26 protein-coding genes and 1 pseudogene are annotated in these 23,626 nt (G+C 68.7%); 9 read left to right on the top strand and 18 right to left on the bottom strand.

What is annotated here, in order from left to right:
• Nucleotide 1: 1 nt before the first annotated feature.
• The 7 genes from NBH00_RS08185 to NBH00_RS08155 form a co-directional block, all read right to left on the bottom strand.
• Nucleotides 2-1,366: an MlaD family protein gene (locus tag NBH00_RS08185; protein WP_254572846.1), complete on the bottom strand. Its 1,365-nt coding sequence runs from the start codon at nt 1,364-1,366 to the stop codon at nt 2-4.
• A 2-nt stretch (nt 1,367-1,368) separates the two neighbouring features.
• Nucleotides 1,369-2,250, bottom strand: coding sequence for an MlaE family ABC transporter permease (locus NBH00_RS08180; protein ID WP_254572845.1), 882 nt, complete (start codon nt 2,248-2,250; stop codon nt 1,369-1,371).
• A gap of 3 nt (nt 2,251-2,253) precedes the next feature.
• The gene (locus tag NBH00_RS08175) at nt 2,254-3,132 is read right to left on the bottom strand and encodes an ABC transporter permease (RefSeq protein ID WP_254572844.1); all 879 of its coding nucleotides are present in this window, start codon (nt 3,130-3,132) and stop codon (nt 2,254-2,256) included.
• 146 nt (nt 3,133-3,278) lie between these two features.
• Nucleotides 3,279-4,148, bottom strand: coding sequence for an ABC transporter ATP-binding protein (locus NBH00_RS08170; RefSeq protein ID WP_254572843.1), 870 nt, complete (start codon nt 4,146-4,148; stop codon nt 3,279-3,281).
• Nucleotides 4,145-4,561 (bottom strand): hypothetical protein, encoded by a 417-nt coding sequence (locus NBH00_RS08165; protein ID WP_254572842.1) that lies wholly within the window; start codon nt 4,559-4,561, stop codon nt 4,145-4,147. Before NBH00_RS08165 ends, NBH00_RS08170 begins: the two co-directional genes overlap by 4 nt.
• Nucleotides 4,562-4,569: 8 nt before the next feature.
• Nucleotides 4,570-5,652: a hypothetical protein gene (locus NBH00_RS08160; protein ID WP_254572841.1), complete on the bottom strand. Its 1,083-nt coding sequence runs from the start codon at nt 5,650-5,652 to the stop codon at nt 4,570-4,572.
• 7 nt (nt 5,653-5,659) lie between these two features.
• Entirely contained in the window at nt 5,660-6,088 is a 429-nt protein-coding gene (locus NBH00_RS08155; RefSeq protein WP_254572840.1) for an SCP2 sterol-binding domain-containing protein, read from the bottom strand.
• A gap of 118 nt (nt 6,089-6,206) precedes the next feature.
• On the opposite strand from NBH00_RS08155, the gene NBH00_RS08150 reads away from it, so the two are divergent.
• Nucleotides 6,207-7,136 (top strand): LuxR C-terminal-related transcriptional regulator, encoded by a 930-nt coding sequence (locus NBH00_RS08150; protein WP_254572839.1) that lies wholly within the window; start codon nt 6,207-6,209, stop codon nt 7,134-7,136.
• Between the two features lie 76 nt (nt 7,137-7,212).
• On the opposite strand, the gene NBH00_RS08145 is transcribed toward NBH00_RS08150, so the two are convergent.
• The 7 genes from NBH00_RS08145 to NBH00_RS08115 all read right to left on the bottom strand — a co-directional run bounded on the left by NBH00_RS08145 (nt 7,213) and on the right by NBH00_RS08115 (nt 15,140).
• Nucleotides 7,213-7,812, bottom strand: coding sequence for a TetR/AcrR family transcriptional regulator (locus tag NBH00_RS08145; protein WP_254572838.1), 600 nt, complete (start codon nt 7,810-7,812; stop codon nt 7,213-7,215).
• A 148-nt stretch (nt 7,813-7,960) separates the two neighbouring features.
• The gene (locus NBH00_RS08140) at nt 7,961-9,190 is read right to left on the bottom strand and encodes a cytochrome P450 (protein WP_254572837.1); all 1,230 of its coding nucleotides are present in this window, start codon (nt 9,188-9,190) and stop codon (nt 7,961-7,963) included.
• A 44-nt stretch (nt 9,191-9,234) separates the two neighbouring features.
• Nucleotides 9,235-10,467 (bottom strand): CaiB/BaiF CoA transferase family protein, encoded by a 1,233-nt coding sequence (locus NBH00_RS08135; RefSeq protein ID WP_254572836.1) that lies wholly within the window; start codon nt 10,465-10,467, stop codon nt 9,235-9,237.
• 8 nt (nt 10,468-10,475) lie between these two features.
• Nucleotides 10,476-11,678 carry an acyl-CoA dehydrogenase family protein gene (locus NBH00_RS08130; RefSeq protein ID WP_254572835.1) on the bottom strand — a complete coding sequence of 401 codons (1,203 nt, stop codon included), beginning with the start codon at nt 11,676-11,678 and terminating at the stop codon, nt 10,476-10,478.
• Nucleotides 11,679-11,775: 97 nt separating this feature from the next.
• Nucleotides 11,776-12,735, bottom strand: coding sequence for an MBL fold metallo-hydrolase (locus NBH00_RS08125; RefSeq protein WP_254572834.1), 960 nt, complete (start codon nt 12,733-12,735; stop codon nt 11,776-11,778).
• Nucleotides 12,736-12,737: 2 nt separating this feature from the next.
• A complete protein-coding gene (locus NBH00_RS08120; protein ID WP_302182719.1) occupies nt 12,738-13,928 on the bottom strand; it encodes an acyl-CoA dehydrogenase family protein in 1,191 nt (396 codons plus the stop codon).
• Nucleotides 13,929-13,964: 36 nt separating this feature from the next.
• Nucleotides 13,965-15,140 (bottom strand): thiolase family protein, encoded by a 1,176-nt coding sequence (locus tag NBH00_RS08115; protein ID WP_254572832.1) that lies wholly within the window; start codon nt 15,138-15,140, stop codon nt 13,965-13,967.
• Between the two features lie 156 nt (nt 15,141-15,296).
• Between NBH00_RS08115 and NBH00_RS08110 the strand changes: the two genes are divergently transcribed.
• The 5 genes and pseudogenes from NBH00_RS08110 (at nt 15,297) to NBH00_RS08095 (ending at nt 19,007) form a co-directional block, all read left to right on the top strand.
• A complete protein-coding gene (locus tag NBH00_RS08110) occupies nt 15,297-16,124 on the top strand; it encodes an enoyl-CoA hydratase/isomerase family protein (RefSeq protein ID WP_254572831.1) in 828 nt (275 codons plus the stop codon).
• A gap of 22 nt (nt 16,125-16,146) precedes the next feature.
• A complete protein-coding gene (locus tag NBH00_RS08105; RefSeq protein WP_254572830.1) occupies nt 16,147-17,337 on the top strand; it encodes an acyl-CoA dehydrogenase family protein in 1,191 nt (396 codons plus the stop codon).
• Nucleotides 17,334-18,137 (top strand): SDR family NAD(P)-dependent oxidoreductase, encoded by an 804-nt coding sequence (locus tag NBH00_RS08100; RefSeq protein WP_254572829.1) that lies wholly within the window; start codon nt 17,334-17,336, stop codon nt 18,135-18,137. Before NBH00_RS08105 ends, NBH00_RS08100 begins: the two co-directional genes overlap by 4 nt.
• Nucleotides 18,138-18,300: 163 nt before the next feature.
• Nucleotides 18,301-18,597 (top strand): annotated as a pseudogene (locus NBH00_RS25440) (AMP-binding protein); the annotation flags it as partial.
• Between the two features lie 83 nt (nt 18,598-18,680).
• Nucleotides 18,681-19,007: an acyl-CoA synthetase family protein gene (locus tag NBH00_RS08095; RefSeq protein ID WP_254572828.1), complete on the top strand. Its 327-nt coding sequence runs from the start codon at nt 18,681-18,683 to the stop codon at nt 19,005-19,007.
• A gap of 186 nt (nt 19,008-19,193) precedes the next feature.
• Here the strand turns inward: NBH00_RS08095 and NBH00_RS08090 are convergent, their stop codons facing one another.
• The 4 genes from NBH00_RS08090 to NBH00_RS08075 are packed head-to-tail and all read right to left on the bottom strand — an operon-like array spanning nt 19,194 to nt 21,833.
• Nucleotides 19,194-19,787 (bottom strand): cytochrome P450, encoded by a 594-nt coding sequence (locus tag NBH00_RS08090; RefSeq protein WP_254572827.1) that lies wholly within the window; start codon nt 19,785-19,787, stop codon nt 19,194-19,196.
• The gene (locus NBH00_RS08085) at nt 19,771-20,424 is read right to left on the bottom strand and encodes a cytochrome P450 family protein (RefSeq protein ID WP_254572826.1); all 654 of its coding nucleotides are present in this window, start codon (nt 20,422-20,424) and stop codon (nt 19,771-19,773) included. The genes NBH00_RS08090 and NBH00_RS08085 overlap by 17 nt, the downstream gene beginning before the upstream one ends.
• 30 nt (nt 20,425-20,454) lie before the next feature.
• Complete coding sequence (locus tag NBH00_RS08080) at nt 20,455-21,486, bottom strand: LLM class flavin-dependent oxidoreductase (protein WP_254572825.1); 1,032 nt, start codon at nt 21,484-21,486, stop codon at nt 20,455-20,457.
• A complete protein-coding gene (locus NBH00_RS08075) occupies nt 21,483-21,833 on the bottom strand; it encodes an acyl-CoA thioesterase (RefSeq protein WP_254572824.1) in 351 nt (116 codons plus the stop codon). Before NBH00_RS08075 ends, NBH00_RS08080 begins: the two co-directional genes overlap by 4 nt.
• Before the next feature lie 89 nt (nt 21,834-21,922).
• Here NBH00_RS08075 and NBH00_RS08070 point away from each other — a divergent pair, with 89 nt between their 5' ends.
• The 3 genes from NBH00_RS08070 (at nt 21,923) to NBH00_RS08060 (ending at nt 23,479) form a co-directional block, all read left to right on the top strand.
• Nucleotides 21,923-22,384 (top strand): PaaI family thioesterase, encoded by a 462-nt coding sequence (locus NBH00_RS08070; protein ID WP_254572823.1) that lies wholly within the window; start codon nt 21,923-21,925, stop codon nt 22,382-22,384.
• Nucleotides 22,381-22,995, top strand: a complete 615-nt coding sequence (locus tag NBH00_RS08065) for a TetR/AcrR family transcriptional regulator (protein ID WP_254572822.1) — start codon at nt 22,381-22,383, stop codon at nt 22,993-22,995. Before NBH00_RS08070 ends, NBH00_RS08065 begins: the two co-directional genes overlap by 4 nt.
• A 226-nt stretch (nt 22,996-23,221) precedes the next feature.
• Nucleotides 23,222-23,479: a hypothetical protein gene (locus NBH00_RS08060; RefSeq protein WP_254572821.1), complete on the top strand. Its 258-nt coding sequence runs from the start codon at nt 23,222-23,224 to the stop codon at nt 23,477-23,479.
• The last annotated feature ends 147 nt before the right edge of the window (nt 23,480-23,626 follow it).

Raw genomic sequence — 23,626 nt, 5'->3', positions numbered from 1 at the left:
CTCATCTGGTGTGCTCCGGATCCTTTGTGGGATCGAGGCCCGCTTCGGTCACGCCGCACTGCGGCAGGAACCACGGCTTTCCAACGCCCAGTCCCGGCGGTCGGGGCATGGCGTACTTCTTGCCGAGCGCCTCCTGGATCTGGCTGGAGGTGCCCTTCGGATACGCGTGGAAGCTGGTCGGGCTACCCTCGACGAGCACGCGGGCATAGTGGTCCTGCGCCTCGTGGAAGCGTCCACCGGCGAGCTTGGGGTTGTAGTTCTTGGTCCAGCTCCCCCACAGGACCGCGACCCCGGCGGCCTCTGGGGTGTAAGGCCGCAGGCACTCGAGCATCGGCTCCGCCCGGGTGAGGATCGAACGCGTGTTGGCCATCAGCGGCTGCCCGGCCGCGAGGGCGCGGGTGAGCTGCGGGGCGTCGGTCCGCAGCTGGTCGGTGACCTTCATGCCGAGCCGCGCGGTCGGGCGCAGCGCGGCGAGCGTCGGGCCGGCGGAGCGCGCGAAGTCCGCGAGGGTCCTGGCTCCCGGTCGAAGATCGGTCACCAGGTCGCTGACCTTCGCCACGCTCGAGTCCAGCCGGGCGAGGGTCGTGCGCGACTCCTGCAGCGTGCCCGGGAACTTCGTGATGGAGGCCTGCAGCCGACTGGAGTGGTCGGCGAACGTCGCGAGTGTGCGGTTCGCGACGGTGACCAGGTCACTGATCGCCCGCTCGTGCGGGGCCAGACGCCGCATCACCCCGGCGGTCGAGCCCACCAGGGTGCGCAGCGTGGCACGATCCGCGGCCAGGTCGCCGGAGACATCGCGGTAGGCGCCGACCGCTTCGTCGAAGCTCCCGAGAGCCTTGCGGACCGTGGCGCTGTTCTCGCCGAAGGTCTTCGCGGTGTGCTGCAGTCCCCTGCGCAGATGCGTCCGCGTCGGCATGTCGAAGGTGTTGAACACCTGATCGATCTCGACGGGGGTCGCGGCGTCACGGCCGGCGATGATGCCGCCCTCAGGAAGCGGTGGTGCCGGGCTTGCCGCCGGGCTCAGGTCGACCTTGCGCGTGCCGCTGCCGGCCGGGGTCGGCCAGCGCAGCGTGGCGGTGGTGCCGCGTCGCAGCGGCCAGAAGCGTCCGTCCTTGATCCCGAGAGTGACTTCGGCTCGCTCTCCGACGAGCTTGACCGAGGAGATCTTGCCGACGTCGAAGCCGTCGATCTGCACGTCCAGGCCGGGGACGACGTTGACGGCGGCCGCGAAGGAGACGCGCACGTGGTGCGGCTCGCTGCGGGTGCCGATCGCCCAGATCGTGAACGGGATCGCGGCGGCGACGACGATGAACAGCCAGGGTCGACCGGCGAGCTCCCAGCGGAGCGCACTGAGCTTGCGAGACACGGTCAGCCTCCGATCGGGATCCGGGGGTCAAAGCCCCACGCGAGCATGGTCAGCAGCGCGTTGACGGCCATCACCTGGATCAGGTTCAGGCTCATCGAGCGGGCGGTGGCCGTCCCCACGCCGACGGGTCCGCCGCTGGCGTAGTACCCGTAGTACATGCCGATCAGGACGACGAACGTCCCCATCGTAAAGAACTTGAACAGGCTGACGAACATGTCGTAGGGCGTGATGAACGCCCAATGCACCTGGGCCCAGCCGCCGAGCGAGACCTCGCCGATCTGGATGATGATGACGAAGTACTCGCCGAGGAAGTTCAGGGCCATCCCGACGAAGAACCAGAACGGGATCACGAGCCACGCCGCCAGCAACCTGGTGCTGACGATGTAGCGGATCGAGCTGATGCCCTGCGCCTCCATCGCGTCGATCTCCTCGTTGATCCGCATCGTGCCGATCTCCGCGGCGAGCCCGGCGCCGATCTTGGCCGAGGCGATGAAGCCGAACATGAACGGCCCCGCCTCGCGCAGGCCGCAGAGGGCCGAGAACGCACCGGTGTACACCGACGCACCGAACCCGCGCAGGACGTAGTTGCCTTCGGTACCGCATTCCAGTCCGATGACGAACTGCAGCGCGAGGAGCACCACCGAGGATCCGACGAGCAGGACTCCGGCCTGCTTGAGGATCTCGGCGCCGTAACGCCAGGCGAGCGGGATCTCCGCGAACGCCCGGAACATGAAGTTGGCCATCCGGCCGGTCTCCTGCAGGAGACCGCGAACGGGGTCGGCGAGACTGCGCCCGACACGACGGGACACGCCGCCGCTCGTGTTGAGCAGGAGCTTGCCGTCCGGCCCGGTCGGGGTGCTCGTCTGTGCGGTCGAGGCTTCCATGGTTCAGCGCAGCGACAGGGTCTGGGGAAAGGCGGCCAGGAGCGTCGCGGTGAACATGTAGTTGAAGACCCAGATCGCGACGAACGCGATCACGACGGCCTGGTTGACCGCGCGGCCGACGCCGACCGACCCGCCCTTGACGTTCAGGCCCTTGTAACAGCAGACGACGGCGACCATGAAGCCGAACGACGAGGTCTTCAGGACGCTGCCGAGCAGATCCGGGAGCGTGAAGTTCAGCGTCATCGTCGAGACGTAGCCGCTCGTCGTCTCCCCGAACAGGAGCACGGCCGCCCCCCATCCCCCGATGAGCGAGACCGCGATCGCCAGCAGGTTCATCGTCGCAGTGAGCACGCCGATCGCCAGGAACCGCGGCACGACGAGGGTCTTGATCGGATCGAGGCCGAGCACCGCGAGCGCGTCGAGCTCCTCCCGGACCTTGCGCGCCCCCAGGTCGGCGCACACGGCGGTCCCGGCGACTCCGGCGACGATCATCCCGGTCGCCCACGGCCCGGCCTCCCGCGTAGCGAGGGTGGCGAAGAACGCACCCAGGCGATCCACCGAGCCGAAGATGTTCAGCAGGTTGCCGCCCTGGATGCCACCGGCGCCGAAGGTCAGCGCGATCACGCCGAAGAACGTGGGGATCATCGTGCGCCGCATGAAGATGACGCTCTCGATCAGGAACTCGTCGACCCAAGGGAACGGCGGCGTGAACATCGCCCGGAGCGTGGCGCCGGTGAGCAGCAGCATCCCGCCGAGCTCCTCGAGCAGCGCGGCAGCCATGCTGGCGCCCTTGCCTGCAACACCGCCGGCCTGCGGCGAGCGGAACTTCCCGCCGCGCGCACGCGGGATCGCGGGTGCGCCTGATGCGCTGTCGACGGCCATGCTCTCTCTCCCTTGCCCGGCCGCGGTGCTGAACCGTCAGCCGATCGTCCTCCCCCGGTGGCCCCATCGGAGCCACGGTCACCGTCCCACACGGTGTTCCACCAGGGCTACTCGGATTTAGGGGGATACACCCCCCCCTAAGGAGGTCATTCCATGCCGAGGGGTCCCCGGCCCTGCCGGTTGAGGAATTGGCGCACGAACGGGTTCGGCGAGTCGAACATGTGATCGCGGTCGCCGCTCTGCACAATGCGCCCCCGCCAGAGCACACCGATGTACTGGCCGATCTGTCGGGCGGTGGCGATGTCGTGGGTGATCAGGATGTACGTCCCGCCGTACAGGTCGTGCATCTGCTGGATCAGCTCGCAAAGCAGCGTGGTGCGGACCGGGTCAAGCCCCGAGTCCGGCTCGTCGAACATGACGATCTGAGGTTCCATGACGAGCGCGCGGGCAAACCCCGCGCGTTTGCGCATGCCTCCTGAGAGCTCGTTGGGCATGCGGCCACCGGCGTCGGCCAGACCCACGTCGTCCAGGCGCGCCATCACGGTCGCGTGGATCTGTGCCTCGGACTTGTCGGTGTGCTGGCGCAGCGGGAAGGCGACGTTGTCGAACACGTTCATCGACCCGAACAGCGCACCGTCCTGGAAGAGGATTCCGAAGCGCCGGCGCATCTCCAACAGCTCGGGCTGGGTCATGTGCGGCACCGACTGGCCGTGGACCAGGATGTCGCCCTTGTCGGGGAACATCAGGCCGATCAGGTGCTTGAGCAGGACGCTCTTGCCGGTGCCGGATGGACCGAGCACGACCGTGATCGTTCCCTCGGGGATGCAGAAGTTCAGACCCTGGAGGACGGCGAAGCGCCCGAACTTCTTGTGGACGTTCACGCATTCGATCGACCACAGCTCGCCGGGTGTGCGCTCCTCATACTCCATCGCGCCCTCGTGGTACTGAAACTCCGCGGCCGCATCCAGCAACTGCCGCTGCTCGTCCGGGACGGTCGGTGAACTCGACGCGGTCATGATGACTCTCCTTCGATGCCTTCGAACTCGCATCGGGGGCTGGCCAGAGCGATCAGGATGGGCAAGACCCGCAGGAACTCGCGCACCGGACCGGTGAAGCTCGCGCGTCCGTCGATCAGCGCCACCGCGAGCCGCGCGGTGCGGTCCAGCACCTGTGTCAGCAGCGCCTCCGGGAGCACGATCTCGGCGGCAACCGGATCGTCGGCATCGTGATCGAGGGCGATCGGGGTGGCGCGGTCGAACAACAGGACCGCGCCCTCGTCGGGCGCATCGCTCACCATGATCCTGACGGTCATGCCGGTGGCCGCAAGCCTCGCTGCGCTCTCGGGCACGGCGGCCGCCTCGCTCACGGCGGCACGCAGGCGCGCCCCGGGGCCGGTTTGTGCCCGGATGGCTTCGGGGGACGTCGGCATCGGACTCCTCATTCGAGCGGTGCTCCTACGGGTGCGGACAGAGCGGACAGGTCTTCATCGGGGTCGAAGAGGCGGCGGGCCTTCGACGACAGGTCCCACAGGCTTCGAACGGCGTCGGCGAGCCACTGAAGCTCCTCGGCCTCGCAGGGGACACCGTCCAGTGTCCTGAGGGCGAGCGTGCCGGCGTCCGTCTGCAGGGCGGCGACCCTCGTCCGACTGTCGGCCACCGCCTCGTCCCGCGGCACTTCCTCGAGCAGCAACTCGATCGCGGTCGGCAGCCCGAGGGCCGCGAGTCGTGTGCGGCGCGCCCCGAGATCTCCTGCCACACGCAGAATGAGCTCGTCGGCCTCGAGCAGCGGGATGCGTCCGGCGAGTACCGCCGAAAGCGCCTCGGCCGGAGGCATGCTCGAATGCCAGTCCGCGGCGTTCGGCGTCGTCAGGGCGATCGCGTCCGCGAACCGCCCGCGGGCGACCTCGTCGGCCGAGCCGGCGCCGATCCGGATGCGACGCGCCGCGGCGACGCCGATCTCGGGCAGTGTCGGGTCCCCGACCGCCACGCGATGGGCGCGGATCGCGGTGTTGGTCACCAGCACCGCCGCCGTTACGAGTTCCTCCTGCAAGTCCCGATCGCCGCGGACGGTGTCGAGCGCGGCACGGGCGCTGCGCTGATCCCGGCGCACGTGGTCTCCACGGAGGTAGGTGATGCGTGTGAGCCATACGGGGTCCGCTGCGTCGTCGCCGCGTACCGGTCGGGCACGACGACGCAGCGGCAGCCGCCGCTCGGGCAACAGCGGCGCCCCGACCTGGGAGATCACCAGCACGTCTGCGCCGCGGTCAGCCACCGCCCCGGCCGTGAGTGCGGTCGAAGGACGAGCGCTGTCGGGTCGTGCCACCACGTAACGCCCGGGGACCGGGCCGAGTTCGCGTGTGAAGTCAAGGCCTACGCCGACGAATCGCTCCTCGCCCGTCAAGCCGTCGGCAGACGGTTCGCTCATCCTGGAGGCCTCGTGCCCATGCAAACGATCGTACACCGAGGGGTCGGCAGCGGCGCGGGTACCAGGATCGACCGTCGTCGGTGCGTCGACGACCACGACTGCGTCACGTTGCCGCGGCCGGACGGGATGCGGTCAGACGCTCGTAGATCGGGATCAGCGGCTTGGTCGCCGGGACCAGCTTCAGGACGGCATCGATCGGACCGCTTGCGCGGACCTGCCGCTTCACCATCGCCATCGGGATGTTCAGGGTTCCGCGAAGAAAGCGATCAGCGTCGTCCGCCTTCAGGTATAGGTGGATCTCCGCGCTTTCGCCGTCGTCGCCGGTGATGACCTCCACCGGGTCGGCCAGCCGGATTGTGATGGCCGCGTCGGGGTCGGTGCAGTGCATGCAGAGAGTCGAGCCGACGGCGGCGAACTGCGCGGCGATCTCCGGTTGTGCGGCTGCTTCGCGGAATGCTCCTCCGACGTAAGTGTAGACCTCGTCGGCGCTCCCATAGACCGGCATGTGTCTCTCCTGGTTCTGCTCCACCATCGCGGCACGGGATCCGTGCCCTTCTGTCACAATGGCCTGAGCGATCGTTCACGACGTTAGACCGAGCCAGGGAGCACGCGCTATGAGTCATCAGGGTCAGATTGCTCTCCCGGAAGGGGTGGCCGCCGGGATCGCGCCCGTCGAGCGCGGCGATGAGGCGGCGCCGGGCCCGTCGTGGCTCATGGGCGTTCGGCGAGCGCTCGCCGAACTCGAGCCGGTGGACGACCGCGCGCGTCTCCTGGACCGCGCGCCGCGGGCCCTCTGCGAGAACACGCTGTTCGAGCGGGCGATCGTCACCCTCGTGGAGGACTCGTCGCTGGTCTTCGTCACCATGCACATGGACGACGAGGTGCAGGGCAAGCTGATCCGCGACCTGTGGCGTGCTGAGCCTCCCGCCCTCGGCCATCTGCTGATCGAGTCCGAGGTCGTCCGGCGTCGTCGGGCGATCCTCGTCCAGGACGCGCTGGCCCACGAACGGACCCATCGTCCTTTGGGCCGGGTGACGAGGACCACCTCGTATGTCGCGGCGCCCCTCACGTTCAACGGCGAGGTCGCCGGCATGATCCACGCCGATCGGCCCGTCACCGGCGCCGCTGTCGGTGCGCTTGAACGCGAAGCCCTCTGGGTCTTCTGTCAGGGCCTCTCGCTGGCCTGCGAGCGGACCGACCTCCTGCGGCAACTGAACGACCAGCGCGAGGAGGTCCGTCGTCATCTGCTGGCCCTCGGCGCGGTGCTCAGCAACCACGAGCTGCCGCAGCGACTGGGACACCGACTCGCGGACGCATCGGACATGGAGCTCGCGGCCGCCGGCGTCGTGCTCGCGCCCGAATCGCGGATCGCCGCACTGCTGACCAATCGCGAGTTGGAGGTCCTGCAACTGATGGCGGAGGGCGCCACCAATGCCGAGATCGCCCGGCAGCTGGTGATCACCGAGGGGACGGTCAAATCTCACGTCAAACACGTGCTGCGCAAGCTTCGGGCCGGCAACCGCGTGGCCGCGGTGTCGCGGTACCTGAAGATCATCGGCACCGAACAGCGGGCCAACTGACCCGCAGCCCCGCTGCTGACCTGCCAGGGAGCCGCCTGGCGTGGAGCCCTGAATCGAACGAAGGACCGCCGCGCGATCACGTGGCGCGCCCGAGCGCCGCGGCCCAGAGCAGCTCGAGCGTCTGCATCAATGCGTCCTCCTCGACCTGGGGGGCGAAGAGGTGCTCGGTGAAGCAGCGCTCGGTAGCCCAGACGAGGGCGAAAGCCCGTGCGGCCGCCAGGTCGTCGGGAAGGTCCGGCAACCCGCGTCGCAGCCGCCCGCGAGCCGCCTCGGCGAAGCGCTCGTGGAGAGCTCGCCAGTACGCCGCGACCTCTTGATCGTAGGTCGCTGCCTCCACGAGGGCCCCGAGCGTGGACCGGTGGGCGGCAAAGACGCCGAGCGTCGCCTCCAGCGTTGGGCGCAGCTCACCGTTGCCGTCGGCGAGCCACTCGGCCACGGCCTCGCCGATGGCCTCCTCGAGGATCTCTCCCAGCCGCAGGGCGAGGGCACGCTTGTCCTCGAAATAGGCGTAGAAGGTCGGACGCGAAACCCCGGCCTGACGGGCCAGGGCCTCCACGCTCAGATCCGCGTAGGGCGTCCCGGCCGCCAACAGCTGCCGCGTGGCCTCCAGCAGCGCTGTCTCGGTGCGCCGCCGCGAGCGGGCGTTGGCCGCCGTTCGGCGCGCTAGCGGCGTCATCGGAGCACCGGTCCTTGGGGACCCTGCCGGGCGCCGTCGCCGACGCAGCTCGAGCCGGCGGCGGGCCCGACCCCGACGGCCATCCGTGCCCGATGACGGTCTGCGCCGTGCCGCGGCCTGCACCCGCAGGTCGCGGCACGGCTGCCGGTCATCCCTGGAGCTTGACGGGGAGGGTCTTGAGCTGGCTTGAGAACTGGGACAGGATATAGGTCGGCTCGCTCGCGATGGTCATGTCCGGGAAGCGCCTGACGGTTTCCTCCACCAAGATCTTCAGCTCCAACCGCGCCAGCGCCGTGCCGAGGCAGAAGTGCCGGCCGCCGGCCCCGAACGCCTGGTGCTCGGGGTTCCGGAGCACATCGAACGTGTGCGGGTTTTCGTACCGCTCCTCGTCGCGGTTGGATGACGGGTACCACAGCGCGACCTTGTCGCCCTTCTTGATCGGGCAACCGCCCAGCTCGGCGTCCTTCGTGGCCGTGCGGCGGAAGTGCGCGAAGGCCGGGAACATGCGCAGCGCCTCCTCTACTGCACCCGGCACGAGCGACAGGTCGTCGACCAGCAGGCGTCGCTGATCCGGGTTCTCCATCAGCGCCCGCATGGTGCTCGTGTACGTCGCCTTCGTCGAGTCGTTGCCCGCGGCCATCATCAGGACGAAGCCGGCGAAAATCTCATCGTCGGTGAGCGTGTCGCCGTCGATCTCGGCGAACACCAGCACGCTGAGCATGTCCTCGGTCGGGTTGGCACGCCGCGCCTCGACCAGGGCCATGCACCGCTCGTACATCAGCGGGACGTCCTCCATGATCAACGCCTCCAGGCCCTTGGGGTTGAGCCCCGGGTCCCCGAATCCGAGCAGGGTGTTGATCGCCGTCGCCCACGGCTCGTCGTCCGCCTCATCAAGCCCCATGAAGCTCCCGATGACCCGTGAGACGACCGGCTGCGCGACCTCGGTCACCAGGTCACATGTCTCGCGACCCGCGAGGCCATCCATGACGCCCCCGGTGATCTCCCTGATCGCGGTCTCGTGCGCGGCGATGGCCTTGGGCGTGAACGCGCGCTGGAACAGCGACTTGATGCGATCGTGCTTCGGCGGGTCCATCCCGATGAACATCCCCTGCACCAGATCCACCGGGATCGCGTGGTCGTTGATGATGATGTTCTGCGCCGACGAGTAGGTCTGCCAATCGCGGCTCACCGCCAGGATGTCGTCCGCCTTCGTCACCGACCAGAACCCCGCGTCCTCGGGGGACTGCGAGATCCCGGAGCTCCAGTGCACCGGGCATTCGGCCCGCAGCCGAGAGAACGTCTCGTGCGGCGGGCCCTCCGCCCACAGCTCGTCGTCGCCGACGCGTAGATCTTCGATAGCTACAGGATGACTTGACATACCGTAAAGACTACCCGATCCGTCCCGCGTTCGTCAACGCACGTTTACGGCAGAAAGGACCAGCTGATCGCAGCATCCGGTGGCCCGGCCGCCGCCCCGGACGCGAGCAGCGCATCGATCTCCTCGGACGCGAGACCTGCCTGCTCGAGCACCGCGACGGTGTGCTCCCCCAGCGACGGGGCCGGGAGCCGGCCGGGGTCGCCGGGCGTGTGCGACATGCGGACCGGGACACCGAGCATCCTCACCGGCACCTCGGCTCCGGGCTGGTCGATCTCCACCACCATGCCGCGCGCCAGCACTTGCTCGGAACCCAGTGCCTCGTCGAGTTCGAGGACGGGCTCGACGCAGCAGTCGTGCTCGACGGCGAACGCGGTCCACTCGGCCCGGGTCCGGGCGGCGAAGATCGCGCAGATTTCGGCGTGCGCGGCGCTGCCGGGTTCCTCGAACTGGGAGTCGACGAGTTCCTCGCGTCCGACGCCGTGACACCAGGCGGCGAAGAACTTGGGTTCGACCGCCCCCATGGTGACCCACCCATCACGGCAGCGGTATGGCCGGTAGCACACCGCATTACCGCCGAGCGTGAGGCGGCCGCGCCGGGGCGGCTCGCCCATCAGAGCAGCGGCGGCGTCCATCCCGAGCCACGACAGCGCCCCGTCGGCCATCGCGATGTCGACGAACTGCCCCTCCCCGGTCCGGTCACGGTGGCGCAGCGCGGCCAGGATGCCCACGACGCCCATGAGCGCGCCTCCTCCGATGTCGGCAACCGGCGCCCCGGGTGGCACCATGTCGCTGTCGACATCGCCGGTGAGGGCCAGCAGACCGACCCGGCCGAGGTAGTTCATGTCGTGGCCGGCCCGCTGCGCCATGGGACCGTCGGCCCCGTAGCCGGAGATCGCGCAGACCACGAGCCCGGGGTTCTGGGCGCGAAGGACCTCGTGGCCCAGACCGAGGCGTTCCAACACACCGGGGCGAAACGACTCGAGGACGACGTCCGCCTGCCCGACGAGCGTCAGGAACGCCGACTTGCCCCCCTCGGACTTCAGGTCCAGCCGCACGGAACGCTTGTTGCGGTTGAGCGCCAGGAACCGCGCGGACCGAGCGCTCCTCTCCACCCCTGGCACTGCAGGACCCGACCAGCGCACGTAGTCCCCCATGCCGGTGTCTTCGACCTTGATCACGTCGGCGCCGAAGTCGGCGAGCATGAGGGAGCAGAACGGTCCAGGCAACAGACGGCTGAGGTCCAGCACCGTGATTCCGGCAAGCGGCAGCACGCTCATCTGCTCCTTCAGCGCCCGAGGAGTTGGCGCGCAACGATGATCTTCCGGACCTCGTTCGTTCCGGCGCCGATCTCCAGCACCTTGCCGGCGCGGTAGAGCCGGTTGACCTCGGTCTCCCACATGAAGCCGCTGCCACCGTGTATTTGTACGGCCATATCGGCCACCTGCATGAACGTCCGCCCCGCGAGGAGAGCGAGCGAGCCGGCTCGCAGCGAGAGCTCCGCGGGGGCCGCGCCATGCTCCAAGCCGTTCGCCTCGTGCGCCACGTCCATCGCGAAGCTCCGCAGCGCCTCGACCATCGTGTACATGTCGGCGATCATGCCCTGAACAAGCTGGAAGCTGCCGATCGGCTGGCTGAACTGCTCACGCGACCGCGCGTAGTCGATGGCGATCTCGAGGGCACGCTCGGCCATCCCCAGGACCATGAAGGCGATGCCGATCCGCTCCAGGTCCAGTCCGTTCATCACGACCGCGACGCCGTGGTTCTCTCGTCCGAGCATGTTGTCGGCCGGGACGCGGCAGTCGTCGAACACGAGCTCACCGGTAGGGCTCCCGCGAAGGCCCATCTTCACCAGCTTTTGCGCGACATTGAACCCGGGCCGGTCGCGCTCGACGACGAACGCCGTGATGCCCTTGGCACCGAGTTCGGGAGCGGTCTTGGCGTACACCAGCACCACGTTGGCGATCGGACCGTTCGTGATGTACAGCTTGGTTCCGTTCAGGACGTACTCGTCGCCGTCGCGGCGTGCGGTGGTGCGCATGCCCCCAAGGGCGTCCGAACCCGCTCCGGGCTCGGTCAGCGCGAGCGCGCCGACCAGCGTCCCATCGCACAGGCCCGGAAGGAAACGCTGCTGCAGCGGGGCCGCGGCGTTGGCGACGATGTTGTTGACGCAGAGGTTCTCGTGAGCCAGGTAGCTCAACGCCGCGGCCGGGTTCCAGCGGGCCATGGCCTGCCCGATGAGCAGCGCCGTCATCGCGTCCAGGCCGGCACCGCCGAGCTCGGTCGGCGCGGTGACGCCGAGGTAGCCGTTGCGACCGAACTCGGCGAACAGGTGCTCGGGCCACCACTCCTCGTTGTCCATGCGCTCCTGCAGCCCGTGGAGCTCGCGGCGCGAGTAGCGGTCGACCTGGTCGAAGATTTCACGCTGCTCGACCGTGAGGTCGCGCGTTGCGCCATTGGACAGCCTGGTGGTGGTCGCGGTCTCGCTCATGTCGCTGATGCTATAGCGAACGACCGTTTACGCACGCTGCGCGATACGTATGACCTTGGTAGCACCCGCTGAGACGGCATGTTCAACCCCGCCGTCGTCAGGCCGCGGCGGCCTCGGACCAGCGATGATCGTCTCCGCGCTGCGCCTTGGCATCCAGCCGGAGGTGGTCGAGATGGGCGAGCGTCTCCATATCGGCGAGCATGTCGTCGACCGGTCCCTCGCGGACGGGGAAGATCACGCGCGAGAGCTCGCCCACGGTCCGCGGCTCCCGCCGTAGCTCGGCGACGATGCGCTCCAGTCGTCGTTGGTGGAATGCCCGCAGCGCTGCGGCTCGCCCGACGTGGTCGACGTAGGGCTCGCCATGGGAGGGAAGCACGAGCGTCACCGGCAGGTCTGAGAGGCGGTCCAGCGACGCAAAGAAGTCGCCGAGTGCGTCGGGGCGCCCGGCTGCCGGTTGGATGTTCGGCGTGTTGTCCGGCAACAGGGCGTCGCCGCACAAGAGCACGCCGTCGGCTTCGCGAAAGAGGCAGATGTGTCCGGGATCGTGCCCGGGAGTCCAGACGACCTTCCAGTCGCCGATCGTGTCGCCATCGTCGATCGCACGGACTCGAGGCGGCTCGCCCACGCTCAGGGTACGGAAGGCCGCAAACGCCGCCGCCACGGTCTTGGGTTCGACGACCCCTTCGTCGTGCTCACCGAACACGTTGTCCCTCTGGTAGGTGAAGTCCAAGGAACTGGCCGTGGTCGGGTGCGCGAGCACTTCGTGCGTCAGGGTGCTCGCAAGGCCCCAGTGATCGATATGCCCGTGCGTGACCAGCACGCGGTCCGGCGGCGAGCCGGCCGCCTCGAGGCCGGCGCCCAGCGCCGCCTCGGATCCGCGCATGCCGGTGTCCACCAACAGCGAGGTCCCGCCCGGCATGTCGAGCAGGAAGCAGTGGATGTGATCCGGCGCCGAGAGGCTCAGGGGAAGGGTCATCCGACGTACCCCGGGGGCGATGTCGCGGAGCACGCCACCGTCCTTCCCGCTGACCGCCCGGGGGTTGGGATGGAGGTCCATGATCAGTAGGACCGGGGGAGCCCGAGCGAGTGCTCGGCAACGAAGTTGAGGATCATCTCGCGGGAGACGGGGGCGGTGCGAAGCAGACGCATCACGAACCACAGGTCGGCAAGCCCGTACTCCCGAGCGAAGCCGTTGCCGCCGTGTGTCTGCATCGCTTGGTCCAGGACGCGGATGCCCGCTTCGGCGGCGGCGTACTTGGCCATGTTGCTGGCCTCCCCGGCGGACACCCCGGCGTCGTACTCCGCGCACGCGCGCCGCGTCATCAAGCGTGCGAGCTCGAGCTCCACCTTCACCTGGGCGAGCGGATGCGAGACGCCCTGGTGCGCGCCGATCGGAACGCCCCACACCTTTCGCTCACACGCGTACTTGGTGGCCTTGGCCATCGCGTAGTCGGCGATGCCGATGCACATCGCGGCACCCATGATGCGTTCGGGGTTGAGCCCCTCGAAGACGATACGCAGGCCGTTGCCCTCCTCCCCGATCCGGCGGTCCTCGCTGACCTCGACGTTGTCGAAGAAGAGCATCCACTGGCTCTCGGGCGCTTCGAGAGCGGTTTCGATGTACTGGCGCTCCAACCCAGGGTCATCGGCGTCGACCATGAACAGTGAGAGCCGGCCCTTTCCGGTGCTGTCTTTGTCGGTCCGAGTGACGACGAGGATCGCCTCGGCGTCCTCGACACCGGAGATGTATGTCTTGGTGCCGTTGAGCCGGTACCCGGACGCGTCGCGGGTGGCCACGGTGGAGATGTTGTGCGAGTTGGATCCTGCGTCCGGCTCGGTGATCGCGAAGGCGCACTTGGTCTCGCCGCTGGCGATGCCGCGCAGCCAGCGGTCCTTCTGGTCGGTCGTCCCGAACTTCGCGAGGACGTTGCCGACGATCGCCGGCGAGACCACGAGCAGCATCAGGGGGCATCCGGCTGCGGCAAGCTCCTCCGCCACGGCGGCGAGCGCCCACAGCCCCAGGCCGCCGCCGCCGTACTCCTCCGGAAGGTTCACCCCGAGGTATCCGGCCTCGGCCATCGCCTGCCAGAGATCCTGCGTCGGCTTGCCCTCCTGGACGCACTTGGTGAAGTAGCTGTGCCCGAAGCCCGACGCGATGCCGGCCACCGCTTCGCGGATCATGGTCTCCTCGTCGGATCGCTTGAGCGGGAGCGAGAGGATCGCGTCGGTGCTGGAGTCCTGAACGGCCATCGGATCGTGTCCTTTGTCTGGGGTGTGAGGTGTCGGCTAGACGCCGAGCAGGGTGATCGAGGCCGCCGCCGGGCCGCCGCCGATCCAGCCGCCGGCGTTTTCGGCGAGGGCGACCCTCGGCGTGCCGGACTGGCGTTCGCCGGCCGCCCCGCGTAGCTGCTCGGTCAGCTCGACCAGTTGCGCCGCACCGGTCGCGCCTACCGGGTGCCCCTTGGAGAGCAGACCGCCGCTGGGATTGACGCAACACCGTCCGCCGATGGCCGTGTGGCCACTGGCCAGCAGCTCGCGGGCCTGTCCGGGCTCGCAGAGCCCGAGCTCCTCGAAGGCCATGAGCTCCGCGGGCGCTGCGGCGTCGTGCAGCTCCACGACATCCACCTCGGACGGACCGATTCCGGCCTGCTCGTAGGCCCGGCGCGAGGCGAGAGTGACCGGGCTGATCTGATCAGGGGCCCCCGTGCCGGAGAGGACGACGCTCGCGAGGACGCGAACGCCCGGCGTCGCGCCGAGCCTGACCATCCCGGCATCCGACGCGACCACGAGCGCGGCCGCGCCGTCGCCGATCGGCGAGCACATCAACAGACGCAGGGGGTCGCTGACCAGGCGACTGTCCAGGACCTCGTCGAGGGTGACAGGCCGGCGGAACTGCGCCTTGGGGTTGAGGGCCGCGTTGTCGTGGCTCTTGACGGCCACCCGAGCGAAGTCCTCCACGGTCGCGCCTGACGCCTTCATGTAGTCCCGCGTCATCTGCGCGTAGATGTCCATGAACATCGACTTCTCGCCCGTGTTGGCGAAGGGCGGGTGCTCGACGTCGACACCCGCCTCGAACGCGGCGAACGAGCGGGCGCGATCGTGGTGGCTCAGCTTCTCGGCCCCGATGGCCAACACCACGTCAGCTGAGCCGGCGTTGATCGCCATGCACGCGAGGTTGAAGGCGGTGGAGCCAGATGCGCACGCGTTCTCCACGTTGACGATGGGCTTACCAAGCAACTCGGGAAGGTCGCGCAGCGCCGTCTGCCCGCGGATCATCTCTTGGCCGGTCAGCAGGCCGGCCGCAGCGTTCGCGAAGAAGATGGCGTCCACCGCGTCGGCCGTCGCGCCGCAGTCGGCCATCGCGGCGCTGACCGCCTCTTCGGTCAGCGACGCCAGCGGACGGTCGACGAACTTGCCGAAGCTCGTCATCGCCGCGCCCGCGACATACACGTCGCGCTGCATCGGGCGACCTGGTCCGGTGGGGACGTTCATGAACGCCAGTGTCGATCTCGCGGCCCTCAAGCACCACTTCTCATTGGAGGTGGTTATTCACTCCGATCGAGAGTCGCGCCGACCGGCGATACGTTGACAAGGTGGCGTTCCGACGATGAGGAATCGATGACGAACGCCCCCACCGATACCACCGAACGCGACCGCGAGGACACGGACACGAAAGCCGTCCGCGTCGAGCAGCGGGGACCGGTCATATGGATCCACCTCGCGCGTCCCGCCGCGATGAACGCACTCAACGACGCGGTCCTCGACGGCATCGAAGCCGCCCTGCATCGTTCTCTGGAGATCGGCGCCAAGAGTGTGGTCATCACCGGCGAGGGGCGGGCGTTCTGCGCGGGCGCCGACCTGAAGTTCGTCCAAGGCGCCCTCGCTGATCCGACGTCGCTCACCAGCTTCCTGGAACGGGCCGGATCGGTGTTCCGAGCGGTCGAGACGCACCGCCTGCCGGTGATCGCGGCCGTCAATGGCCTGGCGATCGCCGGCGGCCTGGAGCTCGCCCTCGCGTGCGACTTCGTCGTGGCCAGCGCCAGCGCCAAGCTCGCGGACGGACACGCCACGTTCGGGCTGTTCCCGGGAGCCGGCGGAGCCGTTCGCCTACCGCGGCGCATCGGCTCGGCGCGTGCCAAGCTGCTGCTCTTCAGCGGCCAGAGCCGCACTGCAGCCGAGCTCGAGGCGTGGGGCCTGGTCGACGTTGTTGCCCCCGACGATGCCCTCGAGCAGACCGCGCAGGCCCTGGCCGAGGAGATCGCCTCGCGCAGCCCGGTCGGTGTCGCGCGGATGAAGCAGGTCGTCAACGAGCAGGACACACTCCCGATCGATCGTGCACTGCGGCTCGAGCTCGACGCCTGCCAGCTGCATCTCGGCTCCGAGGACGTGGCCGAAGGGCTGGCCGCGTTCGCCGAGCATCGTACGCCGCAGTTCCCCGGACGCTGAACAACCCACAAGAGAGACTCGCATGCCTCCCGCCACCGCCTCCACACCGTCCGACGTGACGGCCTACCCGCTCCTTGCCACCGACGAGCACGAGCTGTTCCGCGAGAGCGTCCGCGGTTTCGCCCGTTCGCGGCTGGCCAACGGGTACCTGGAACGCGCCGAGTCGGACGAGTTCCAGCTCGAGGTCTCGAAGATGCTCGGCGCCCAGGGCCTGCTCGGGCTCCTGGTCTCCCCGGAGCACGGCGGCCAAGGCGCTGACGAGATCGCCGTCGGCATCGCCTGCGAGGAGCTCGGGTGGGCGGACTTCAACGCCTGCTACCTGGCGTTCTCGGCGGCGGTCTGCGGGCGGCTGCTGGACGAGCACTGCGCGGTTGGCGCCGAATGGCTCCCCCGGGTCATGGACGGCACGGAGTTCGTGGCCCTTGGTCTCACCGAGCCCGGGACCGGTTCCGACGCGGCGGCCCTGACCACCCGGGCCGAGCGGGTCGAGGGGGGCTGGCGCCTGTACGGCGAGAAGAGCTCGATCACCGGCGCCGCCCACGCGACTGGTGCGATCACCTTCGCCCGCACCGGGGGGCCGGGCGCCCGCGGCGTGACGGCCTTCCTCGTGCCACTGGACGAAAGTGTAGTTCGCCAGACCTTCCGTGACCCGGGCTTCCGCCCGCTCGGACGCGGCGCCCTGAGCTTCGACGGGACCTTCGTGCCCGACGATCACATCGTCGGGGAAGAGAACCGCGGATTCCACCTGGTGATGCAGGAGTTCGACTTCACCCGCGCCCTCATCGGCCTGATGGCGATCGGCGCCGCGCAACGAGCCTTGGACATGACGATCGCGTACACCACCGAGCGGCACGCCTTCGGCAATCCGATCGCCCACTACCAGGGCGTCTCGTTCAAGGTCGCCGAGCACGACACGATGCTCGAGGCTGCCCGCGCACTCAGCTACCGGGCGCTCGCCCTCCGCAGCGCCGGCCGCCCCCACACGAAGGAGGCGGCGATGGTGAAGTGGTGGGTGCCCCGGCTCGCGTTCGACGCGATCCAGGACTGCATCGTCCTCCACGGTCACGTGGCTTGGTCGGACGAGCTGCCCCTGCAGCAGCTGCTCCGCGACGTCAGCGGTATGCAGATCGGTGACGGCACGCCGCAGATTCAGAAGCTCGTCATCGCCCGCCACCTGTTCGGGCGCGAGATCCTCGACGGATCATCGTCGTGAGCACCAATCAGTTCGAAGCCCTGCTGGACCTGACAGGCCGCACCGCACTGATCACCGGAGCCGGCCAGGGCGTCGGGCTCGCGACCGCCCGCATGCTGGCAGGACAGGGCGCACGCGTCGCGATCAACGACTTCCACGGCGACCGTGCCGAAGCGGCCGCGACGGCACTCCGCGAAGACGGCGCGGACGCATTCGCCTGGCCGGCTGACGTCACCAATGCGGAGGCTGTGGTGGAGATGGTCGACGCCGTCGAGTCCGGCCTCGGTCCGATCGACATCCTGGTCAACAACGCCGGGAACGCCGGCCCGAATGAGTCCCCGCTCACGCCCACCCCGCCGTTCTGGGATGTGCCCGTCGCCGACTGGGGCAAATGGCTCGGCGTGAACCTGTTCGGCGTCATGCACTGCACACACGCCGTGACGCCACGGATGATCGAGCGCGGCGGTGGCCGCGTCGTCACCATCATCTCGGACGCCGGGAGGGTCGGCGAGCCGCACCTGGTCGTCTACTCCGGCGCGAAGGCCGGCGCCGCCGGCTTCATGCGCGGCTACGCCAAGGCCGTCGCCCGCCACAAGATCACCGCGAACTGCGTTGCGCTCGGCGCGATCATGACCCCGCCTGTTGCCGAAGCGCTAGCGGACGACGCCACCCGCGCGAAGGTCGAGCGATCCTACCCGCTCCGTCGCCTGGGGCAGCCAGAAGATCCGGCTGCGCTGATCACCTTCCTGGCCTCCGACGGCGCATCGTGGATGACAGGGCAGACCATCCCGGTCAACGGCGGCTACTCCATGGCGGTCTGACCGGTGCGGCCGGCGCCCCCGGGCCTGAGGCAGGACGACTTCGGCCTCACCGTCCAACACGTGCTGCACCGAGCGGAGACCGTCAACGGGTCCGCGAGCGTCGGGAGCACTTCCGACCCGCGCAGAGTCCTCTACTCACCCCCGCGCGATCGCGCTACGCACGATGGGCCTGTGCGCCGCCGATTCCGTCGGCCCGGGCTTTCGCGCCCGGATCATGCCCGTCGTGCCGATGTTCCACGTCAACGCCCGGGGCGTGCCCTACGGATGCGCGATGCCCGGAGCCGCCCTCATACTCCCGGGCCGACACATCCAGTCCGAACGGCTCGCGCACACGGTCGAGACCGAGCAGGCGGCGCTCACCGGTGGCGTGCCCACGATCTGGATGAACGTCCCGCGGTGGGCTGACGAGCACCGCCCCGACCTCAGCAGCCTGCGAATGGTCATATGTGGTGGCTCCGTCGTACCCCAGGACGGTTGCCCACCCGCCCATCAGGCCTGGGCGCCGAGACCCACGCCCGGCACCAAGTCAGCCAAGGACGGCTGGTGCCCTGGGTCGAGGCGCGCTCGACCGACGATGAGGACCAGGCGATCGCGTGCGACGGCACGTCGACCGGAGAGCTCGAGGTCCGCGCCCCGTGGGTCGCCTCGGCGAACTACGACGACGCGGACGGCGACTCACGCTTTCACGACGGGGGGTTGCGCACCGGCAACATCGCCGCGATCGCACCCGACGGATACCTCTTCCTCCACGACCGGGCCAAGGACGTCATCAAGTCCGGCGGCGAATGGATCTCCTCCGTCGAGTTGGAGAGCCACCTCATGGCTCACCCCGACATGGACGAGTGCGCCGTCATCGCCACGGCCGGATGAGCGCTGGAGTGAGCGTCCGCTTGCGTGCCTCGCCGCCCGCGCGGGCATCGACCCAAACGCCAACATCACCTTCCTGAAGGCGCGCGTCGCCCGCTGGTGGCTACCGGACGCCGTCGCAATCGTCACCGAGCTTCCGAGGACCGGAAGAGGAAAGTTCGACAAGAAGGCTCTGCGCAAGCTTCTCGGCTATCGGAGGCTGACCGGGACGCTGGCCGGACGATTGACGAACAGCGATGGGACACGGACAGGGTCGGTGATGAGCCGCATCCGCGGGAAGCGTCGCAGGGTCTCCTCCACAAGGGTGTTGAGTTCCAGGCGAGCGAGCCACGCTCCGACGCAGGTCTGCGGCCCGCCGACGCCGAACGCCAAGTGGTGGTCGAGTTCTTTGCGGGTCATGTCGAACTCGTCCGGCGATCGGAAGACCGTGTCGTCTCGATTTCCCGACAGGTACCACAGCAGCAGCCTGTCACCCTGCGCGATCTGCCGCCCTCGAAGCTCGACGTCGAGCGTGGCGGTACGCGCCGAGCATGAGACCACTGGGTTCATCCGAAGCGCCTCCTCGACAGCGCGCGGAACCAGCCGCATGTCATCGAGCACCAGATCACGCTGACCCGGGTTACGCAGGAGACTGATCTGCGTATTCGCGTAGCTCGCGCCGATGCTGAGGTTCCCGGCCGACAACAGCAACACGAAAAGCTTGACGAACTCGGCTTCGGTCAGCCTGTCTCCACCGACGCCAGCGTGCACCAGGGTGGTGAGCAGGTCATCCGCAGGCTCCACGATACGCCCGGTCCTGATCGCCGATGCGTATTTCTCGCAGGCCACAGAACTCGGCGGCCACCTCACCCTCGGCCGGGCATTCACCGTGTCCGAAGAGCTGGCACGGCTCGAACTCCGTCAGCATGGTGGTCCAGCGGACGAGTTTCTGGTCGTCCGCCGGCGGCATCCCGAGCAGTGATCCCAGAACCCGGGCGGGAACCGTCTGGGCAACGTGTCCGACGAGGTCCGCCACGTCCCGGACGGCCAGTTCCTCAAGACAGGTGACCACGATCCCGCGAATGCGCTCGGCCTGATGCATGAGACGGCGCGCGGAGAACACGTTGCCGACCACCGCCCCCAAGAGGTCGTGCCGTACCGGATCCGTTGCGATTGTGCGCTCCTGGCGTCCGCGCGGCGACACATCGGCGGCCATCTCGAACCCAGTGTGCGTGCGCTGAGGCGAGAACGTCACAACGTCGGAGCCAACGCACGCGATGTCGGCGTGCCGGGTGAGCGACCAGACGCCCCGCACCTCAGGCCCATGCCCCGGTGGGCTCCAGTGCACCGGAGCCTCGTACCGGCAGTGAGCGAACAGGTCCCACGGGACATCATCGACCCATAACCGGATGTCCGTGAGGTCGATGTCGGTAATGGCCATGGTGACGGAGCGTGGCCGCGTGTGGAGGAGTCAGGACGAAGGTCGAGCGTCGTCGGAGAACGCCCCGACGACGGCCCGTACGGCGTCCATGCCGCCGAACGCGGGGGGCCACAGCAAGGTGTGCTCATACACTCCCGCCCACCGTTCGGCGTACCGTTCGCGGACCTCCTCGGCGGTGCCAGCGAGGGCGATCGCGTCCAGCATCTCATCCGGAACGGCCCGCACGGCAGCGGCGAAGTCGCCGCCGACCCACCGCTCGCGGATTCGCTCAGCGTGGTCCTCCCAGCCGTGATGACGGTGGATGACGCGGTAGGTCTTGACGGTCGAGTTGAACGCGACCACGACACGGGCCGCTTCACGCGCCGCGTCGCGATCCTCGTTGACGCTGCACGTCAAGTACCCGGCGATCGGGACGGCATGCTCGCGACCGCGACGCTCGGCTCCGATCCGCAGGGCCGGACGCGCGACGTCGCGGACATATTCGGGCGTGAACAGCGGATGGCCGACGAGACCGTCGCCGACGGTCCCAGCGGCCTGGATCATCCGCGGATTCACGCCCGCCAGGTAGATCGGCAGGTCCGTTCGCGGCGGGGGCCCGACGGGAACCGTGGGCGACACGTGCAGGCGGTAGAAGCGACCGTCATGCGCGATCGGGCCCTCGTGGAGACGCAGCAGTCGCCTCAGCAGCGGTACGAGTTCCTCCATTCGCGGCGCCGGATGTTCGCCGTCCAACCCGTGCCAGTCCTGCTGCATGCGGCGGGTGCCGGTACCCAGACCCAGGATCAGGCGCTTGCCAGTCAGTTCGTCCAGATCGCGTGCCTCGGCGGCCCAGACCAACGGCGTCCGACCGAAGGCGTACGCGATCGCTGTGCCCAGCGTGATCTTCGTGGTGGCAGCCGCCATGGCCGCCAGGGAGATGGTCGCCGACCGGTCGTAGAACTCGGTGGTCCAAGCGGACGCGAAGCCGGCCTCCTCAGCCAACCGAGCGGATTCGGCGATGTCCGCGAGGCCCCCTCCCCCGTTGATGAGCAGCGACGGAGCATCGACGCGCCGCTCACTCATCGTGACTTGTCCCCCAATGTCTTCCACCCGTCGGGCAACGGCTCACCGGACGACTCCCAGTGCGAGAGGTCAATGTGGATGAACAGCGCTCGGGCCTCCGCAACAAGCGAATCACCCTGTCGTGCCTCGCCGTGGAAGTGCAGTTTGCGACCGTCGATTCGCTCGCACCACGCCGTGAAATCAAGCTCCCGCCCGAGGAAGGCCGGCGCGCGGTAGTCGACGTTCAGGTTGGCATTCGCCGGCCCGCATCCCATACACATCGGGTCATGGCCTCGCATCGCGACCGGCGCCGGGAACCCCGCGCTGTGCAGTTCGGAGAGGGCGCCCGCGGTAGTCGGGTTGGACATCCCAGAAGCGTACCGGATTAGCCACCATTCGGAGAGGAAAACCCCTTCGGTCGGTGCGATACTGTTCCCGAAACGATCTGGAGAAACCCGTGAAGCGAAAGACCCTCGAAGAGCGATACGACGCCACCATCGCGCACCACATGCTCACGTTCGGCAACGACATGCCCGGCCTCCCGCAGTACGTCGGCGTTCGATTGGTGCGCTTCGAGGCCGGGCAACTGTGGTGCGAGGCGGACCTCAGGGAAGAGCTCGTGACGCCTTCGGGGAACGTGCACGGTGGCGCGGTTGCCGCGATCATGGACCACATCACCGGGGCGGTCATCTACCCGCTCATCCCGCAGGGATACTGGGGCGCGACGACCGAGCTCAAGCTGAACTACATCGCTCCGGTTCCGGCGGGCAAGCTCGAAGCCACAGCAACCGTGCTCGCGATGACCAACCGCAGCGCAGTAGTCCGCGGCGAGGCGCACGCCGGTGGGCGCCTGGTCTGCGCAGTCCAGGGCACGATCTCGATCGTCGCCCCGCGCCAGGGCCCGCCGCCGGCCGCATGACGGACGCGAAAGCGCTCACCAGCAAGGGAAAGCGAAGCGCCGGGCGGGTCCTGCAAGCGGCCACAACGGTCCTCGCCCGCGACGGCTTCGGCGGGGCGACCCTGAGCCGCATCGCGGACGAAGCAGGGTTGGACAAACGCACCATCCTGTACTACTACGGCTCGCGGGAGGCATTGCTCGTCCGCGTCGTGCAGACCGTCGGCGAGCGGATCGTGGCACATACCGAGGCTGCCATCGCCGACGACGCGGACCCGGCACAGATGGCGGAGACCGCTGTCGAGACGCTCTGGGCCGGAGTCACGTCAGCGCCCGAACTCGCTCGGGCGTACTTCGCGCTCATCGGCGGTGGTGCGGGCGCGCCCGTGGTCGAGGACGCACTGCGAACCCTCAAGCAGGCGTACCTCGACCTCATCCTCCGGCAGCTTCACAACATCGAAGCGGCACACGGACGCCGCCTCGGGGACAGCGACGCCGTGGCGACGTTTGCGCTGGCCCTTCTTCGCGGCCTGCTTCTCGAGTGGACCGAAGCCGGCGACAGCGAGGAGGTCCAAGCGGGGCTCAGGCGTTTCAAGCGCCTCGTAGCGCGCGAACTGGCCCTGGCCCCGGGGTGAACGCGGCGGCATCGCGCTTGCGCCCAACGGGCGCGGCGGTCCTGCCTCATCGCCGCGTGTAGCACCCGAACGCTTGACGACATCACACCCATATGGGCCAACCCGCCAAGAGCAAGAACCCCGAACTGGCGCTGCGGTCCGCGCCCGGCTACATGACGCACAGCTGACGGCGTCCGCCGCCCTGGCGACGAAGGACCTCCAGCACGCGCTTCCTCCGCAGCTGACGATGAACGCCCGTCGGGGCTCGGCCGGCCACCTCGTCGTCCGCACCACTGCTGACATCCTCGGCGCCCAGGTCGGCATCGACGCCGTCGTGTCCGCCCAGGACGGCGCGCTCGTGGCCAGCCCCACCCTCCCGCTCCTCGGGAACCTCCTCACCTTCACGCTGTTCTCCGATCCACGGATCGCGATCGAGTCGATCCGCACCACCCCACGCTCTGACGGCTACCACGTCACCCTCGCCGCCCGCGTACCCCGCGGATAAGCCCATCGCGGTGAGAAGCGTTCGCGCCACGCTCAACCGGACCGGATCACCTGAACCCCACCGTTCAGTACATTCCCACCGGACGGCCGACCGCCGCAACAAGGACCACGCGCTTCCCGCCATCGCTCCGAGATTCGTCGGAGCCGC

The sequence above is a fragment of the Paraconexibacter antarcticus genome, from assembly GCF_024220175.1.
GTDB lineage: Bacteria > Actinomycetota > Thermoleophilia > Solirubrobacterales > Solirubrobacteraceae > Paraconexibacter > Paraconexibacter antarcticus.
Note: the sequence above shows the minus strand (reverse complement) of the source record. Positions and strands in the feature narration are given on the sequence as shown.

Excerpts from the sequence above, each read along its gene's own strand:
- NBH00_RS08180 (WP_254572845.1), bottom strand. The coding sequence starts at position 2,250 with ATGGAAGCCTCGACCGCACAGACGAGCACCCCGACCGGGCCGGACGGC.
- NBH00_RS08175 (WP_254572844.1), bottom strand. The coding sequence starts at position 3,132 with ATGGCCGTCGACAGCGCATCAGGCGCACCCGCGATCCCGCGTGCGCGC.
- NBH00_RS08170 (WP_254572843.1), bottom strand. The coding sequence starts at position 4,148 with ATGACCGCGTCGAGTTCACCGACCGTCCCGGACGAGCAGCGGCAGTTG.
- NBH00_RS08165 (WP_254572842.1), bottom strand. The coding sequence starts at position 4,561 with ATGCCGACGTCCCCCGAAGCCATCCGGGCACAAACCGGCCCCGGGGCG.
- NBH00_RS08155 (WP_254572840.1), bottom strand. The coding sequence starts at position 6,088 with ATGGTGGAGCAGAACCAGGAGAGACACATGCCGGTCTATGGGAGCGCC.
- NBH00_RS08145 (WP_254572838.1), bottom strand. The coding sequence starts at position 7,812 with ATGACGCCGCTAGCGCGCCGAACGGCGGCCAACGCCCGCTCGCGGCGG.
- NBH00_RS08140 (WP_254572837.1), bottom strand. The coding sequence starts at position 9,190 with ATGTCAAGTCATCCTGTAGCTATCGAAGATCTACGCGTCGGCGACGAC.
- NBH00_RS08135 (WP_254572836.1), bottom strand. The coding sequence starts at position 10,467 with ATGAGCGTGCTGCCGCTTGCCGGAATCACGGTGCTGGACCTCAGCCGT.
- NBH00_RS08130 (WP_254572835.1), bottom strand. The coding sequence starts at position 11,678 with ATGAGCGAGACCGCGACCACCACCAGGCTGTCCAATGGCGCAACGCGC.
- NBH00_RS08125 (WP_254572834.1), bottom strand. The coding sequence starts at position 12,735 with ATGGACCTCCATCCCAACCCCCGGGCGGTCAGCGGGAAGGACGGTGGC.
- NBH00_RS08120 (WP_302182719.1), bottom strand. The coding sequence starts at position 13,928 with ATGGCCGTTCAGGACTCCAGCACCGACGCGATCCTCTCGCTCCCGCTC.
- NBH00_RS08115 (WP_254572832.1), bottom strand. The coding sequence starts at position 15,140 with ATGCAGCGCGACGTGTATGTCGCGGGCGCGGCGATGACGAGCTTCGGC.
- NBH00_RS08110 (WP_254572831.1), top strand. The coding sequence starts at position 15,297 with ATGACGAACGCCCCCACCGATACCACCGAACGCGACCGCGAGGACACG.
- NBH00_RS08105 (WP_254572830.1), top strand. The coding sequence starts at position 16,147 with ATGCCTCCCGCCACCGCCTCCACACCGTCCGACGTGACGGCCTACCCG.
- NBH00_RS08085 (WP_254572826.1), bottom strand. The coding sequence starts at position 20,424 with ATGGCCATTACCGACATCGACCTCACGGACATCCGGTTATGGGTCGAT.
- NBH00_RS08080 (WP_254572825.1), bottom strand. The coding sequence starts at position 21,486 with ATGAGTGAGCGGCGCGTCGATGCTCCGTCGCTGCTCATCAACGGGGGA.
- NBH00_RS08075 (WP_254572824.1), bottom strand. The coding sequence starts at position 21,833 with ATGTCCAACCCGACTACCGCGGGCGCCCTCTCCGAACTGCACAGCGCG.
- NBH00_RS08065 (WP_254572822.1), top strand. The coding sequence starts at position 22,381 with ATGACGGACGCGAAAGCGCTCACCAGCAAGGGAAAGCGAAGCGCCGGG.
- NBH00_RS08060 (WP_254572821.1), top strand. The coding sequence starts at position 23,222 with ATGAACGCCCGTCGGGGCTCGGCCGGCCACCTCGTCGTCCGCACCACT.